The following is a 15,206-nucleotide window of genomic DNA, read 5'->3' as shown; positions in this document are numbered from 1 at the left end:
CGGTGGGGGAGGCTGCATGACGACGGTACTGGTGCTGGTCGAGAGCGTTAACGAGTATTTGCCGATTCTGGAAAGCAGCGGCTTTCGCCTGATCCGTGCGCCCACGCCTGCTTTGCGTGCCGAAGCCATTGCTGCTCATGGCCAGGAAATCAACGCGATCCTGACTCGCGGCCCCCTGGGCTTCTTTGCCGAAGAAATGGACGCACTGCCGAATCTGAAAATCATCTGTGTCTCGGGCGCCGGTTATGAAAACGTCGACCTGCCGGCCGCCGAAGCCCGTGGAATTACCGTGACCAATGGCGCCGGGGTCAATGCGCCGACCGTGGCGGATCACACCATGGCCTTGTTGCTGGCCATCGTCCGGGATATTCCCCAGGCCGATGCCTCGGTGCGACGCAGCGAATGGCGCAAGCGCACCTGCCCGTCATTTGGCGGCAAGCGTCTGGGGATCATCGGTCTGGGAGCGGTCGGTCTGGCCATCGCCAGGCGTGCCGAGGCATTCGGCATGTCCATCCAGTATCACAACCGCAGGGCACGCAATGATGTGGATTACCTGTGGTACGCGACGGCGCTCGAGCTGGCGGCATCTTCGGACTTTCTGATCATTGCGACACCGGGCGGCAATGGCACCCGCCATCTGGTCGATGCCCGGGTTCTAGAGGCACTGGGGCCGCAAGGCTATCTGGTGAACATCGCCCGTGCCAGTGTCGTCGACACCGAAGCACTGGTCGCGGCCCTGCAACACAACCAGATTGCGGGCGCGGCTCTGGACGTTTTTGACGATGAGCCGCAAGTCCCGGACGTCTTCAAGACTCTCGACAATGTGGTGCTGACCCCTCATGTCGGCGGCCTGTCGCCCGAAGCCTCGGAAGACATGGTGCTGATGGTCAACAAGAACCTGCTGGCCTTCTTCTCCGGGCAGCCGGTGCTGACGCCTGTCCATGCCTGACGGGTCGTTTTCAATATTGCAGATTGGCATTGAATGCTTGCCTGAGTGCCAATTCTGATGGTGCCCGTGCACGACTATAGTCCCGCCAACACGGGATTGAGGGGAGTGCACGGGAATGTCCGAGGGGAAGGGTAAAACACTGCAAATCGCTCTGGTGGGGGATTTCGATGCGGATGTACCGGCGCATCGAGCGATCCCGCTGGCGCTGGACATGGCCGCCGATACGGCAAACTGTGAGGTGCGGTTTCAATGGCTGCCGACACCGGATATCGGGGACGGGAGCGTGCTCGCCGGTTTCGACGGCATATGGTGTGTTCCGGCCAGCCCCTATCGGGACATGCAGGGTGCATTGACCGCCATCCGCCGGGCCCGGGAGCAGCAGACTCCTTTTCTGGGCACTTGTGGCGGGTTCCAGCATGCCTTGATCGAATATGCGCGCAACGGCCTGGGATGGGTGGATGCCGAGCATGTCGAAACATCACCGGATGCGCTCAACGCCATCATTACGCCCTTGAGTTGTTCGCTGGTCGAAACCACTGACAGCATCCATCTGGTCCCAGGCTCCGTGATTGCGCAAGCCTACGGAATGCATGAAATCGCAGAGCGCTACCGATGCCGGTATGGCCTGCGGCCCGAGCTGGAAGCTGCGATATTCGGCGATACGTTGAGGGCCAGTGGGCGAGGGCCGGAAGGGGATGTCCGGTGTATCGAGTTACAAGACCATCCCTTTTTTGTCGCCACGCTGTTCCAGCCTGAGCGGGCAGCCCTGGAAGGGCGAGTACCAGCGCTGGTTGCAGCCTTTGTCCAGGCCTGCGGCTCATGATCGCTGCTCGCTTTGCAACGCCTTATTACGCCGTGATCTTTACCTCCCTGCGGACGGCACAAGGTGCCGGTGATTACGAGCAGGCCGCGCACAGAATGGTTGAGCTGGCCAGGGAGCAGCGAGGGTTTCTGGGAATGGAGTCGACCCGAGGAGAAGACGGTCTGGGGATTACCGTTTCCTACTGGTCGGATGAGCAGGCCATCCAGGCATGGAAACACCATGCCGAGCATGCTGACGTGCGTCAACAGGGGCGGGCCAGCTGGTATCGGGCCTTTACGACGCGAGTCTGCAAGGTCGAAAGGGACTATTCATTTGATTGAACGCAGGAAAACGCCACTTTCCGTGCTCTGACCCTGTCTGAACCTGCGGGGATATGCCAGCATTACGCTTTTTCAAGCCACACAGCGTATGTGCACCTGCACCGGAGCTCTTATGAACGAAAGAACGGCCCAGCCCGCCGTGCTGCGTATCCCGGAAGGTTTGCAGATCCCCGCCCAGGTGATGTGCCACGCGACCAGCCTGCGTCGGGCGAGTCGACGTATCTGTCAGTTGTACGACGCAATGATGGCGCCGTGCGGTTTACGCTCGACCCAGCGTTCGATCCTCATGCAGGTTGCCCGTAACCAGGCCCTGAGCATGACCGAGCTGGCCTTTTTACTGGTGCTGGACCGTTCGGCCCTTGCCCAGAACCTCAAGCCGCTGGAGCGTGAAGGCTTTGTCGCGGTCGAGGTGGACCCCGACGACAGACGCAGTCGCCGGGTACGCCTGACCCAGAGTGGTGTCGATAAACTGCTTCAGTCCCAGGCGCTGTGGGAACAGGCCCAGCGCTGCTATGAAACCGCTCTGGGGACAGAGCGGGCTCATGAGTTGCGTCAGTTGCTGAGCCTGGTGGCAGGGGCCGACTACGGGGACTGTCTGCCTGCCTCCACCGTTTGACCGGTCACGGCATCATCGGCGGGGTATAGGCCAGCGTCGTGCCGAGCGCCCAGAGCAGAATCAGCACCAGCGGCGTATGCACCAGCAATTGCACGAACGAGAAGCCGATCAGGTCCCGGGCCTTCAACCCCAGCACGCCCAGCAGCGGCAGCATGTAGAACGGGTTGATCAGATTGGGCAGGGCCTCGGCGGCGTTGTAGATCTGCACGGCCCAGCCAAGGTGATATTGCAGTTCATTGGCCACCTGCATCACATAAGGGGCTTCGATGATCCATTTGCCGCCACCCGAGGGAATGAAGAACCCCAGCACCGCCGAGTAGATGCCCATCAGCACGGCATAGGTGTCATGGGTGGCGATGCTGGTGAAGAAGGTCGAGATATGGTGGGCCAGTGTCTGGGCATCGCCGCCCTTGACGGTGGTCAGCAAGGCGGCGATCGAGCCATAGAGCGGAAACTGGATCAGCACGCCGGTCGTGGTGGGCACGGCACGGGCCACGGCATCCAGAAAGCTGCGCGGACGCCAGTGCAGGAGCGCACCGAGCATGATGAACAGGAAGTTGTAGGTGTTCAGCCCGGAAATCGCGGTGATCGCCGGTTTGGTCGAAAACTCGTTGAACAGCCAGCCGGCTCCCAGCAGGACCATCAGAATGATCAGCAGCGGGCTGTATTCCAGCCATTCGCCGGGGCGGGAACGTTGCGGCAAGGGCGGCAGGTTGAACGCCGGGTCCACGCCGCACGCCTTGGCATCCCTGGCGGTGTTGGGGCCGGGGGCTGTGGCGTAGGCGACGATCAGGGAAATGACCACCAGTGCCGCCAGCATGACGCCTGACTGCCAGAGGAAGATGGTTTCAGTGAAGGGGATCACGCCGGTGATTGCCAGGATCGAAGGCGGCAGGCTGCCGGGGTTGGCTTGCAGCTGTGCGGCGGAAGAGGACAGCCCCAGCGCCCAGACCGCACCCAGACCCAGATAGGCCGCAGCACCCGCGGCGCGATAGTCCATGTGCAGATCGGTGCGGCGGGCGAGGGCACGTACCAGCAACCCGCCGAACACCAACGACAACCCCCAGTTCAGCAGCGACGCCAGCATGGAGATCAGGGCGACCCAGGCCACTGCGGAGCGACCGTTGCGAGGGATGCGGGCCAGCCTGTCGATCAGGCGTACGGCAGGGGGGGAGCTGGCCACCACATAACCGCCGATGACCACGAACGCCATTTGCATGGTGAAGGGAATCAGGCTCCAGAAACCGTCGCCAAAGGCCTTGGCGGTTTCAGCCGGTCTGGCGCCCATGGCCAGTGTCGCTAGGGTGACGATGACCACCGCCAGGGCGGCGAATACCCATGAGTCAGGGAACCAGCGTTCGGCCCAGGCGGCGCAGCGCAGGGCAAAGCGGGCGGAGCGGCTTTCTTCGATGTGAGTGGCCACGTGGGGATTACCTCTGATTATTTTTATAGAAAGGCAGGTGTGGATTTATTGACGGGTTTTCGCGAGCACTGTGGGACCGGGTTTATCCGGGAAGGGGCTGCACAGTCACAGATTCTGTGTTGTCAGAAAAATGCCTTCCCGGATAAGCGGATCGCCGCCCGATCCGGTTCCACTTGTTTTTGTCTGTTGCGCGAGAGCGAACTCAATACTCAGAACGTCATTTCGATCACGTCATCCGGCACGATCAGCTTGCCTGCTGTCTTGGCGACGATCTCTTCCACGCTCACCCCCGGCGCACGCTCACGCAGGATGAATGCACCGTTTTCGATTTCCAGGTACGCAAGGTCGGTCAGTACGCGGCGGATACAGCCCGCTCCGGTCAGTGGCAGGCTGCACTGAGGCAACAGCTTGGACTCGCCCTCCTTGGAGGCATGGGTCATGGTGACGATGATGTTGTCGGCTCCGGCCACCAGATCCATCGCACCGCCCATGCCCTTGACCAGCTTGCCGGGGATCATCCACGAAGCGATGTTGCCTTCCACATCCACCTCAAAGGCCCCCAGTACGGTCAGGTCCACATGACCGCCACGGATCATGGCGAAGGAGGCGGCCGAGTCGAAGATCGACGCGCCGATGCGTGCGGTCACGGTCTGTTTACCGGCATTGATCATGTCGGCATCAAGGGTTTCCTCGGTGGGAAATTCCCCCATGCCCAACAGGCCGTTTTCCGATTGCAGCATCACGTCGATATTGTCCGGGACATAGTTGGCGACCAGTGTCGGAATGCCGATGCCCAGGTTGACGTAGTAGCCGTCCTTCAGTTCACGGGCGACACGCTGGGCCATTTGTTCGCGGGAAAGTGCCATGGTCTGAAATCTCTTTGTTGTTGTAGGCCGCTGTCCGTTTCGGAAGGCGCCCGGAAACAGGGTCGGTTCAGGACTGCTTGAGGGTGCGCTTTTCGATGCGCTTCTCGAAGGTGCCCACGATCACCCGGTCGACATAAATGCCGGGGGTGTGAATCTGGGAGGGCAGCAGTACGCCGGGCTCGACGATTTCCTCGACTTCGACCACGGTGATCTTCCCGGCCGTGGCAACCACCGGATTGAAGTTCTGCGCAGTGTGGCGATAGATCACGTTACCGAAGTGATCGGCTTTCCAGCCTTTGACGAGGGCGAAGTCGCCGGTGATGGCTTCTTCCAGAATCACATGGCGACCGTTGAACTGGCGGGTTTCCTTGCCTTCGGCCACGGGGGTGCCATAGCCGGTGGCGGTGTAGAACGCGGGAATGCCCGCGCCGCCTGCCCGGAGCTTTTCCGCCAGGGTGCCTTGCGGGGTGAGTTCGACTTCCAGTTCGCCGCTGAGCAACTGGCGCTCGAAGAGCGCGTTTTCACCGACATAGGAGGAGATCATTTTGCGGATCTGGCGGTCTTCGAGCAGGATGCCCAGACCAAAACCATCGACGCCGCAGTTGTTGGAAACGACCGTCAGGCCTTTGATGCCCATGCGCCTGATCTGCGCAATGAGGTTTTCCGGAATGCCGCACAGACCAAAGCCGCCGCACAGCACTGTCATGTCATCGGTCAGCCCGGCAAGGGCCTCTTCATAGGTCGCGACACGTTTGTCGAGTCCAGCCATGATGAACCGCCTTTTTTATTGTTGATCGACAAGGACCGTTGTGCCTGCATCTTCTCTCTGCATCAGTGATTTGTTAATTTTGTTTTTCTGATCAATTGATAAGAAAAGTAAATATATGAACGTCAAGCAGCTTCGGGCGTTTCTGGCGGTGGCCCACTACCTGAGCTTTGCCCAGGCCGGGGAGCGGCTGCATCTTTCGCAACCGGCCTTGAGCCTGACGATCAAGAGCCTCGAAGAAGACCTGGGTGGCCCGTTGCTCACGCGCACCACACGCTCGGTCAGCCTGACGCCGGAAGGGGAAACCCTGCTGCCCCTGGCGCGTCAGTTGCTGGCCGACTGGGACAATACCGAAGAGCTGCTGCGGCAACGTTTCACCCTGCAGATGGGCAAGGTCTCGGTGGCGGCCATGCCTTCGTTCGCGGGCAATCTGTTGCCGGGGGCGTTGAAGGTGTTTCGCGGGCGCTATCCTCGGGTCAACGTGGCCGTGCATGACGTGATCAACGAGCAGGTTGTGGAAATGGTGCGCCATCGTCGTGTCGAACTGGGCATCGGGTTCGAGCCTGAGTCGAGCAGTTCTCTGCTGTTCACACCGTTCTATATGGACCGTTTCGTCGCTGTGGTTGCGGTGGATTCTCCGCTGGCGGATCGCACCCAGGTGACCTGGCGCGAGCTGTTGCAGGAAGACTTTATCGCCCTGCAACGCCCTTCGGCCGTGCGTCTGTTGCTGGAACAGGCGGTTCATGCGCAACACGGCAAGCTGTCGGTGGCCTTTGAGAGCCATCAACTGGCGACTATCGGGCGTATGGTCGCCAATGGCCTGGGTGTCAGTGCGGTGCCTGCGCTGTGTATCGAGCAGATGCAGGAGCTGGGCGCACGCTGCATCGCTCTGGTCGAGCCTCGTATCGAGCGCCGCATCGGTCTGATGATGCTCGCCGATCACAAACTGTCGGCGGCGGCCCATGCGCTTCGAGATGTATTGATCGAATACTCCAGAACAGTCGATAGCCACTATCAAGACGGATGATTTTTGCCAGAGGGAGCCGGGGATTAACCTTTGTTCATTCCCGAAAACGAGCCAGTCTGGAGGCTCCCATGAATCATGTCTTTGCGCTGGGTCTTGTCGTGTTTTTCAGTGTCGTGCTGATGGCTGGCTGCTCCACCCATCATGCGGTCGAGTTGCGCCCTTACACGGCTGAAGAGACTCATCAGTTGGCTCTGGAAGACTTGAACCGCCGTGGTCTGTCGTTCGATGAGTATCAGGTCCGCAAGGCGCAATTGATGGCCGACCCGCAGATTCAACAGGTCCGTGAGTTCGATAAAGCCGGTGAAATCAGCGTGGATCGCGGTTCTTTTCAGGAAGATCGTCGCGGTTGAATGAAACGTAACAGTATTCTTGAAGTTGATTTTTTGTAGAACTGTACTGGTAAAAGTTTCAGTCACTGTCCATGTGTTTACAGGCCGTGCTCCGATAGGGTGAGCGCCTGATTTTACTCTTCCCTGGACAGCTTGATGCCCCTCTCTTTTGACCTGCTGCTGGCGTTCGCCTTGTTTGCGTTCGTCACCTCCGTAACCCCTGGCCCGAACAACATGATGCTGCTGGCTTCAGGCGTGAACTTCGGTTTCAGACGCAGCCTCCCGCACATGGCGGGGATCAGTATCGGCTTTTTCGTGTTGGTGGTGGCAGTCGGTCTGGGTCTGGGCGGTCTGTTCAAGGCCTGGCCGCTGCTCTATACCGTGCTGCGTTATGTGGGGGCTGCCTACCTGCTGTACCTGGCCTGGAAAATCGCGACGTCGGGACCTGCGTCCGACACCGATGAAAACAGGAGTGAGCCGCTGGGTTTTCTCGGCGCGGCCTTGTTCCAGTGGGTCAATCCCAAGGCCTGGGTCATGGCCATCGGGGCAATCAGCACCTATACGCCCATGGAAGGCTATTTCACCAATGTGCTGATCATTTCTTCCGTGTTCGCCCTGATCAATCTGCCCAGCGTCGGTATCTGGGCCGGGTTTGGCAGTTTGCTGCGCAACGTTCTGCGTGACCCGTTGCGCCTGCGGCTGTTCAACGGGCTGATGGCGATCTTGCTGGTGGCCTCGCTGTATCCGCTGATCCTGGAACGCTGAGGTTTTACAGCGCCAGTTGCAAATGCCCGCCGTTCTGTCTGTTACGTGCCTGCAACCGGTGTTGCAGGCCGAGCAGGAAATGCTCCAGCCCTTCACGCAACCGTTCGGTGAGCACGTCATCCAGATCGCCTCCCAGCGCGTTATCGCTGTAGCTGATCTGGCTGTCGATGGCAAAGATACCGTGCAGGACTTCCTGGGATTTCAAGGCCGAAAGAACCGGTTTGAGGGCGTAATCCACGGCCAGCATATGGGCGATGCTGCCACCGGTTGCCAGAGGCAGGACCACCTTGCCGTGCAGCGCACGCTCGGGAAGCAGATCCAGCAGGGTCTTGAGGGCACCGGAAAACGAGGCCTTGTAGACCGGTGTACCGATCAGGAGGCCGTCGGCCTGTCTGACGGCTTCGATGAAGGCCTGTACCTGCGGGCTGTCGAATTGGGCGAAAAGAAGCTCTTCAGCCTTGAAGTCGCGGATGCGCAGCGTCGTGACTTCGACGCCCTGATGCTCAAGCCAGCGGCTGGCGTGTGCCAGGACGACACCGGAGCGGGATGTGGGTGAGGGACTGCCTGAAAGCGAAACGACCTGCATGCGGGGGGATTCCTAGCGATAAGCGTATGCTTGCAAAGCAGCATGCATGCCAGTCTTTATATTTTTTAACTGTTTGAAATTAAAGGATTTATTTTCTGGTGGCTGTACTGTTCAGGCATCGTTGGTGCTGGATCGACAGTCAGGTGTTGATCCGGTGTTGCTGTGGCAACAGTTGCCGGCCAAAAAAATCCCCGCACGGGAACGATGCAGGGATGTTTTCGGGCGTGCGCTTCAATTCCTGAAGGCGGCGCCTGTCTGGACCACGCTGGCCGAGCCCAGCAGTTGACTGATGAAGCGGCTCCAGCGGGTGATATTGGCAGGGCCGACGAACACCACATCCTGAGCCTGCAGTTCAAACTGCCGGGCGAGCAGGTAGGCCGTGGGTTTTTCGGCATTGAGGTGATAGACCGTGGAGACGGCACTGGCCTGGTTCTCGACACCGCGAATCACGTACACCGCGTCGCCATCGGCGCTTTCCGGGCTCAATCCGCCGGAGTTGCCCAGGGCTTCAAGCAGCGTCACGCTGGTGGTGCCGAAGGAAATGACCTGCGGGTTACGCACTTCGCCCAGCACATAGATCTTGTTCTTGGAGTTGCTGTTCAAGTGCAGGTAATCGCCGTCCTTGAGGTAGATCCTGCTCAGTTGCGAACCCTTGCGGTTGAGCGAGTCGATATCGATCAGATAGTCCTGGCCATCGCGCCTGAGGGTCAGGCCGGCCAGGTTGGCGTCGGTCAGATCGATACCGGCCGTGCTGACCGCCTGCACCAGGCTCAGGGGGATGTTGGTGATCGATTGTGGGCCCGGGGTCTTGAACGAGCCCGAGAGCAGCACGCGCTGGCTGTTGTAGCGCAGCACTTTCACATCAACCTTGACCTCGGTGTATTGCGGAGCCAGCCCCATGCGCAGTTGCTCGCGAATCTGGCTGACCGTTCTGCCACCGGCCCTGATCCGGCCGACATAAGGGAAGAACAGCGTACCGTCGCTCAGCACTTCCCGCGTGTTGGCGTCGAGCTGGTCCTGTGAGCCCGGAGCCGTCAGTTCCGGGTGCTCGAAGACGGTCACCAGCAAGGTGTCGCCCGGGCCGACCTTGTATTCCGGGGTCTTGTAGTTCAGCAGTTCGGCGGGCAGCGGCAGCGTATCGGAGGCGATGCGTTGCTGCTGTTTCAGCAGGCTCTGGGGGGTGATATCGACCAGTTGGGCCTTGGGGCCATTCGGGTCGTCCGTGGTGATATCGTCGGGCGTCATGTGTTGGCCGGGGGCAAACGCACAGCCATGCAATATCAGACTGGAGAGCAGCACAACAACCAGGTTTCGATTCATATGAGTGTTCCTTACTGAAGGTGCGTCTGGCACCACGATGATTTCATTGCATCCCTTTCCAACCTTTATCCGTGAGTTCTCTGTATTCGCGCGCACGCACCTCCCTCCGGACGCGGTGTTCCGGAACCTTGATGTCTTGGGCAGGGTTTGTTGAATCGTTCAGAAGGCGTTCTTGTTCAGGAAACCTTTGAACAACGTCAGCAGGATGATCTTGAGGTCCAGCCAGACAGACCAGTGTTCGATGTATTCAAGGTCGAACTCGACCCGTTTCTGCATCTTGTCCAGCGTGTCGGTTTCGCCGCGCCAGCCATTGATCTGTGCCCAGCCGGTAATGCCCGGCTTGACCTTGTGGCGCAGCATGTAACCACTGACTTGCTTGCGGTATTGCTCGTTGTGCGCCACGGCATGAGGACGCGGGCCGACGATGGACATGTCGCCGCGCAGCACATTGAAGAACTGCGGCAGCTCATCGAGGGATGTTCGCCGCAGAAAGGCTCCCAGAGGCGTGACCCGGCTATCGTTGCGGCTGGCCTGTAGCACGATGGAGCCGTTTTCCTGGACATTCATGCTGCGAAACTTCCAGACCATGATCGGGCGTCCGTCCAGGCCGTAGCGACGCTGACGAAACAGGATCGGCCCCCGGGAGGTCAGCTTGATGGCAATGGCGATCAGCAGCATGGGCAGCGCGATCACCACCAGAATGACGCTCGATAACAGAATATCCTCGGCCCGCTTGACCAGGCTCCAGGCGCCGTCCATGGGCGAGTCGAAAATGCTGATGCTGGCCAGACCATTGATGCTTTCGCTGCGGGCATGCAGCAACTCGAACATGAACACATCCGGGATCAGGTACACCGACACCGTGGTGTCGCTCAAGCCGGTGATGAGTTCACGCAGATGAGGTTCGGCGCTGAACGCCAGCGTGATGTAGACCTTGTCGACCCGGCCGGCGCGGGCATCGTCGATCAACTGTTCCAGATTGCCCAGGACCGGCACCCGCTGCCCAAGGTCCATCTGTTGCGGCTGTGAGTCATAGAAGCCCAGCAGGTTCAGGCCCATCCAGGGAGCACTGGAAATCGACTGGGCCAGCCGTGCGCCGACCTGGCCGGTCCCGACAATCGCCACCCGCCGGGTATTGAAACCGTGACGGCGCAAGCCGTGCAGGAGCCTGCGGATCAACAGCCGGTAGCTGCACAAGATGGCCAGCACCAGGGCAAACCAGGTCATGTGGGCGTTATCGGGCATCCGGGCCCGGCTGAACAGCAGGTAATCCACGGACAGGAGAATGACGAACGTCAGGGCCCAGTAATTGAAGACCTTGGTCAGCTCGCGCAGGATGCGCTCGCCGCGCCATGAACCATAGAGTTGATGGAATTCGCTGATCCAGTGAAAAACCAGGACCGCCAGAATGATCTGAAGCCAGGTTTCCGCGGTACTGGCTGCCGGTTGTTGCAGGCTTTGCCAATAGCCGACCAGCACAATGACAGTCAGGTCCAGCAGGCGATGTAACACGGATAATGCCGATTGATGGGCATGCAGGATGCCGCGAGCCGGGATGCGCATGTCGGGTGCTCGTTCAAGCGGATTCGATGGGAACGACTCGGGACGGCAGTTCGCTGTTGACCAGGCTCTGATTGCGCCAGTAGTGCGTGGGGCGCTGTATCAGGTTCGTGTCGCCCAGACGGCTCTCGACGAAGGCCATGATTTCCTGCTCGAAGCGGCGCGTCGAAAAGCGTTCGGCGTTGCTGCGGCAAGCCAGGTCGCTGATCCTCGATTGGGCGGCCTCGAACTCGGTGATCGCCGCGATCAGTGATGGGGCATTCTGCTGTCGATAGAACACGCCGGTCGGTTGCGGATGGTCCAGCCCGCGAACGGTTTCCAGCACGCCGCCCTTGCCGAAGGCGATCACCGGCGTACCACAGGCCTGGGCCTCTACCGGGCTGATGCCGAAATCCTCTTCGGCGGCGAACACGAAAGCCCTGGCTGCACGCATGTGCTCAAGCAGGACAGCGGCAGGCTGAAACCCCAGTAGCCGCACATTGGGGGCCTGTCGGGCGATGGCTTGCGCCTTGGCCATGTCCGGGCCGTCGCCGACCACGATCAGCGGCTTGTCCGGCATGGCCGCAAAGGCTTCGATAATCATGGGCAAGCGTTTGTAGGGCACCATGCGTGAGGCGGTGAAGTAGTAATTCTGGCGGGGGCCTTCCCGGACCGTGAAGTGCTGTGTGTCCACCGGCGGGTAGATCACGGTGGACTCCCGGCGATAGGCCTTGCGGATCCGGGCACCGATGAAGCGGGAGTTGGCGATGAACTCATCGACGCCCGTTGACGTGCGTTGATCCCACAGGCGTATGTAGTGCAGCACCAGACGGGCCAGCTTGCCCTTGAGGCCCTTGTCCAGGCCCGACTCCTGAAGGTATTGGTGTTGCAAGTCCCAGGCGTAGCGAATCGGCGAATGGATATAACTGATGTGTAACTGATCCGGCCCGCTGAGTACGCCCTTGGCCACGGCATGACTGCTGCTGATGATCAGGTCGTAGCCCGACAGGTCCAGTTGCTCGATGGCCAGCGGCATCAAGGGCAGGTAGCGCTGGTATCGGGTCCTGGCCCCCGGCAGGTTCTGGATAAAGGTGGTGCTGGCTTTCTTGCCGCCCAGATGAGCGCGATCCTGATCGCTCAGAAAATCGATGACGGCAAACAGGTCGGCCTCGGGCCAGACATTGATCAGTGAAGCCAGCACGCGTTCGGCACCGGCATAGGTCACCAGCCAGTCATGAACAATAGCAATTCTCATGGAGATTCCTTGCGTATACGCTCGCTCTACTTCAGGCGCACTCCTGTCGCGTCTTGGCGTGGCAGTTGTTTAATGTTTGCCTGACGACTCGGTGAGCGCATCGGCGGTGCCTGCCCGCTGATTGCACATCCCCAGCAGGGCATCGAGCCGTTGTGAAAGACGCTGTGCCGAGCTGTCCCACGAAAAACGGGCCACGTTGGCCAGACCTTGCTGGCGCAGGGTCTGGCGCAAGGGCGCATCGATCAGCATCCGATGCATGGCGGCGGCGATGTGGCTTGTATCCTGCGGGTCGAAATACAGGGCGCTGGCTTGCAGAACTTCCGGAATCGAAGCCGCATTGGCGGCCAGGACCGGACAACCACAGGCCTGGGCTTCCAGCGGCGGAATACCGAAGCCTTCATACATCGACGGAAAGACGAACGCCGTGGCTCCCTGATACTGCCTGATCAGTTCGGCATCGCTGAGCCGTCCCAGAAAGCGGATACGCGGATCCCGGCACGCCAGACGTTGCAGGTCGGGGTCCGAGAATATGCTGTGCGCTCCCCCGACGATATGCAGTTGAACATCCTCGTGACCGCGCAGGCTCATGAACGCCTGGATCATCCGGTTGAAGTTCTTGTGGGCACTGGGCGAAGACACGGCCAGCAGGTATTTTCCGGGATCTTCCGCGGGCGGGTCCGGTGTGAACGACTCACTGACCGCAGCGGGCAGTATCAGGATTTTCTTTTCGGGAAAGCCATAGAAACGGGCAATTTCGCCTCTGGAGAAACGGCTGCTGGTCACCAGGGTCTTGATGCGCGACAGCATGATCGGCGTGATGATCCGGTACACCGTTCTGAACAGCCATGTGTAGCTTTGCGGGAAGCGTGCATAGGTAATGTCGTGATGGGTCGCAATCTGGTTGCTGTACAGCATCGGACCGGTGTTGCAGGTGGACATCAGCAGGGGAGAACCCTGGCGACGCAGGTAGAGTGGCAAGTCGATCTGTTCCCAGAGATGACCGGTGTTGCGGCCGATGCAGCGTACGTCGAGTGCCTGGGCGCTTTCATGCATCTTGATTCCGTGAGGGGCGACAAAGATCAGGTCGCTGCGTATTTTCTTGAGCGCAAGGCATAACTGTTCTGCAAAGCGCTGAACCCCGCCTATGTCCTGGGTCAGAAACCGGGCATTGATAAAAATCATTACGAGCATCCTGCAAGAGAGTGGGTTATTCGAGTTCGCTTTCCATGCGCTGCGAACTGTCAAAGGCCATGAGTCAGCGGGCCTCATGCGCGAATAGCGCGGGCCGCGTGCCCAGATTGATGATTTTGGGGAATTCGTCGATCGGCACCTGGGCCGAGCAACGGGCGTCATTGCAACTCCAGGCAATGTCTGTTTCGAACAACCCCTTCTCGGGTTGTCCACTGTCGATCATTTGCACGTTTCCGTGCTGCATGCTGCTGGCTTCTACATGGCTAAGCCTGGGAATGCCTGTCGTCCAGGCCACCAGGATCTGCTCTGCGCCTCTGGTGAACCTGAGCAGGTAGGTGCTATCGAGCTCACGGCTTTTTTCAGCGTCATAGCGGTATTCCCGCAAGGTATTGCTGATGGCCTTGAGCGTCCGGTAGGACGGTTTCAAGGTCATGTCCTGATTGAGCAGGCCGAAGTTCTGCCGGGGATCGCTCTTGTCCTTGCCGCTGTCGATCAGCCCGTACCACCACAGGCCCTTGATGTCCGGCAGGGTCCGGGCCAGGAAAAAGCTGCGGGCCAGAAAGGCGGCCTGGGTCTGTTCGCTGACACCGCACTGGCCGGTATTGGTCGGCCAGCCCATTTCGGTCAGGTACATCGGGACGGGGCGGGCGGCAAGGGTCCGGAGGTCCGCATTGATCCAGCGCAGCCAGGCGATCCAGCGCTCGGGCGTGTGCCGCTCCTCATGACGGCAATGCACATAAGGATGCAATGACAGCCCGTCGACCTGATTCAGGAGGCCGTTCTGGATCAACCTGTCGGCGAAGCCAAGGTCGATGCCCAGACTGGTCACGGCCCCGGCCAGTATCGTGACGGGCTGGTTCTGTCGACGAATGCGGCCAGCGGTTTCCTCGATCAGATTGCTGTAGTCCTTGGTGGCCCAGGCATCGATCGGGTTTTCCCGGTCCCACTCATTCCAGATTTCATAGAAGTCGACACTGCCGGCCAATTCCCGGGTGACAAACTCGGTGTAGTTGCCAAAAGCCTGACTGACCGGCGGCTGACGGGGTTTTGCATAGTTTTCGTAGAGCGGGCTTCCATAACCCAATACCAGCAGGGGCCGCAGGTTGTGTTCCTGAGCCTTGCTCAGGTATTCCCGCCAGGCGGGGTCGATACGCATCAGGCCGCGTCTGGGTTCTACCGTGGTCCAGTAGGCGTCGTCCCTGACCGAATTGACTCCGGCGTCCTCCAGCAGTCTCAAGACCCGGGCCGATGCGCTGTTTTCATTCATCAAGTGAGTGTCGACACCGATGATGAAGGTCTCTTCGCTTTGTGCGATGCGGATCAGAAGCAGCCACGGCAGAAAAACCAGCAACAGTGTTCTCCAACAGGATGCAGGGGTTTTTGACATGGGTTGTCTCAATGAAGAGGCACGGTCCGGAGCGCTTGCTCAGT

The 15,206-nt window shown here is 59.8% G+C and carries 16 protein-coding genes; 7 read left to right on the top strand and 9 right to left on the bottom strand.

Features of this window, described 5'->3' with window-relative positions; translation table 11 throughout:
• Positions 1 to 16 precede the first annotated feature (16 nt).
• The 4 genes from ACIPY9_RS22370 (at position 17) to ACIPY9_RS22355 (ending at position 2,708) form a co-directional block, all read left to right on the top strand.
• Positions 17 to 949, top strand: a complete 933-nt coding sequence (locus ACIPY9_RS22370) for a 2-hydroxyacid dehydrogenase (RefSeq protein ID WP_400706680.1) — start codon at positions 17 to 19, stop codon at positions 947 to 949.
• Positions 950 to 1,064: 115 nt separating this feature from the next.
• Complete coding sequence (locus ACIPY9_RS22365; RefSeq protein ID WP_400706678.1) at positions 1,065 to 1,772, top strand: CTP synthase; 708 nt, start codon at positions 1,065 to 1,067, stop codon at positions 1,770 to 1,772.
• Positions 1,769 to 2,092, top strand: a complete 324-nt coding sequence (locus tag ACIPY9_RS22360; protein ID WP_400706675.1) for an antibiotic biosynthesis monooxygenase family protein — start codon at positions 1,769 to 1,771, stop codon at positions 2,090 to 2,092. The genes ACIPY9_RS22365 and ACIPY9_RS22360 overlap by 4 nt, the downstream gene beginning before the upstream one ends.
• 112 nt (positions 2,093 to 2,204) lie before the next feature.
• Positions 2,205 to 2,708, top strand: a complete 504-nt coding sequence (locus ACIPY9_RS22355; RefSeq protein WP_400706672.1) for a MarR family winged helix-turn-helix transcriptional regulator — start codon at positions 2,205 to 2,207, stop codon at positions 2,706 to 2,708.
• 4 nt (positions 2,709 to 2,712) lie between these two features.
• Here ACIPY9_RS22355 and ACIPY9_RS22350 read toward each other — a convergent pair whose 3' ends face one another.
• From ACIPY9_RS22350 to ACIPY9_RS22340, 3 genes are all read right to left on the bottom strand, one after another.
• Complete coding sequence (locus tag ACIPY9_RS22350) at positions 2,713 to 4,131, bottom strand: short-chain fatty acid transporter (protein WP_400706669.1); 1,419 nt, start codon at positions 4,129 to 4,131, stop codon at positions 2,713 to 2,715.
• Positions 4,132 to 4,340: 209 nt separating this feature from the next.
• On the bottom strand, positions 4,341 to 4,997 hold the full coding sequence (locus tag ACIPY9_RS22345; protein ID WP_400706666.1) for a CoA transferase subunit B: 657 nt from the start codon (positions 4,995 to 4,997) through the stop codon (positions 4,341 to 4,343).
• Between the two features lie 67 nt (positions 4,998 to 5,064).
• The gene (locus ACIPY9_RS22340; protein WP_400706663.1) at positions 5,065 to 5,766 is read right to left on the bottom strand and encodes a CoA transferase subunit A; all 702 of its coding nucleotides are present in this window, start codon (positions 5,764 to 5,766) and stop codon (positions 5,065 to 5,067) included.
• 115 nt (positions 5,767 to 5,881) lie between these two features.
• On the opposite strand from ACIPY9_RS22340, the gene ACIPY9_RS22335 reads away from it, so the two are divergent.
• The 3 genes from ACIPY9_RS22335 (at position 5,882) to ACIPY9_RS22325 (ending at position 7,884) form a co-directional block, all read left to right on the top strand.
• Positions 5,882 to 6,790 carry a LysR family transcriptional regulator gene (locus ACIPY9_RS22335; protein WP_400706661.1) on the top strand — a complete coding sequence of 303 codons (909 nt, stop codon included), beginning with the start codon at positions 5,882 to 5,884 and terminating at the stop codon, positions 6,788 to 6,790.
• A gap of 68 nt (positions 6,791 to 6,858) precedes the next feature.
• A complete protein-coding gene (locus tag ACIPY9_RS22330; protein WP_400706659.1) occupies positions 6,859 to 7,140 on the top strand; it encodes a hypothetical protein in 282 nt (93 codons plus the stop codon).
• Positions 7,141 to 7,275: 135 nt separating this feature from the next.
• Positions 7,276 to 7,884: a LysE family translocator gene (locus ACIPY9_RS22325; protein WP_400706657.1), complete on the top strand. Its 609-nt coding sequence runs from the start codon at positions 7,276 to 7,278 to the stop codon at positions 7,882 to 7,884.
• 4 nt (positions 7,885 to 7,888) lie between these two features.
• Here ACIPY9_RS22325 and ssuE read toward each other — a convergent pair whose 3' ends face one another.
• From ssuE to ACIPY9_RS22295, 6 genes are all read right to left on the bottom strand, one after another.
• Complete coding sequence (ssuE, locus tag ACIPY9_RS22320) at positions 7,889 to 8,470, bottom strand: NADPH-dependent FMN reductase (RefSeq protein ID WP_400706655.1); 582 nt, start codon at positions 8,468 to 8,470, stop codon at positions 7,889 to 7,891.
• A gap of 231 nt (positions 8,471 to 8,701) precedes the next feature.
• Positions 8,702 to 9,790 (bottom strand): polysaccharide biosynthesis/export family protein, encoded by a 1,089-nt coding sequence (locus ACIPY9_RS22315; protein WP_400706652.1) that lies wholly within the window; start codon positions 9,788 to 9,790, stop codon positions 8,702 to 8,704.
• A gap of 159 nt (positions 9,791 to 9,949) precedes the next feature.
• Positions 9,950 to 11,353, bottom strand: coding sequence for an undecaprenyl-phosphate glucose phosphotransferase (locus tag ACIPY9_RS22310; RefSeq protein ID WP_400706649.1), 1,404 nt, complete (start codon positions 11,351 to 11,353; stop codon positions 9,950 to 9,952).
• Positions 11,354 to 11,366: 13 nt separating this feature from the next.
• Positions 11,367 to 12,584 carry a glycosyltransferase family 4 protein gene (locus ACIPY9_RS22305; RefSeq protein WP_400706646.1) on the bottom strand — a complete coding sequence of 406 codons (1,218 nt, stop codon included), beginning with the start codon at positions 12,582 to 12,584 and terminating at the stop codon, positions 11,367 to 11,369.
• Positions 12,585 to 12,653: 69 nt separating this feature from the next.
• Positions 12,654 to 13,766: a glycosyltransferase family 4 protein gene (locus tag ACIPY9_RS22300; protein ID WP_400706643.1), complete on the bottom strand. Its 1,113-nt coding sequence runs from the start codon at positions 13,764 to 13,766 to the stop codon at positions 12,654 to 12,656.
• 73 nt (positions 13,767 to 13,839) lie between these two features.
• A complete protein-coding gene (locus ACIPY9_RS22295) occupies positions 13,840 to 15,126 on the bottom strand; it encodes a hypothetical protein (protein WP_400706640.1) in 1,287 nt (428 codons plus the stop codon).
• Between the last annotated feature and the right edge of the window lie 80 nt (positions 15,127 to 15,206).

Source organism: Pseudomonas sp. NPDC089734, from assembly GCF_044748865.1.
Taxonomy (GTDB): domain Bacteria; phylum Pseudomonadota; class Gammaproteobacteria; order Pseudomonadales; family Pseudomonadaceae; genus Aquipseudomonas.
This window is presented reverse-complemented; position numbering and strand designations above follow the sequence as displayed.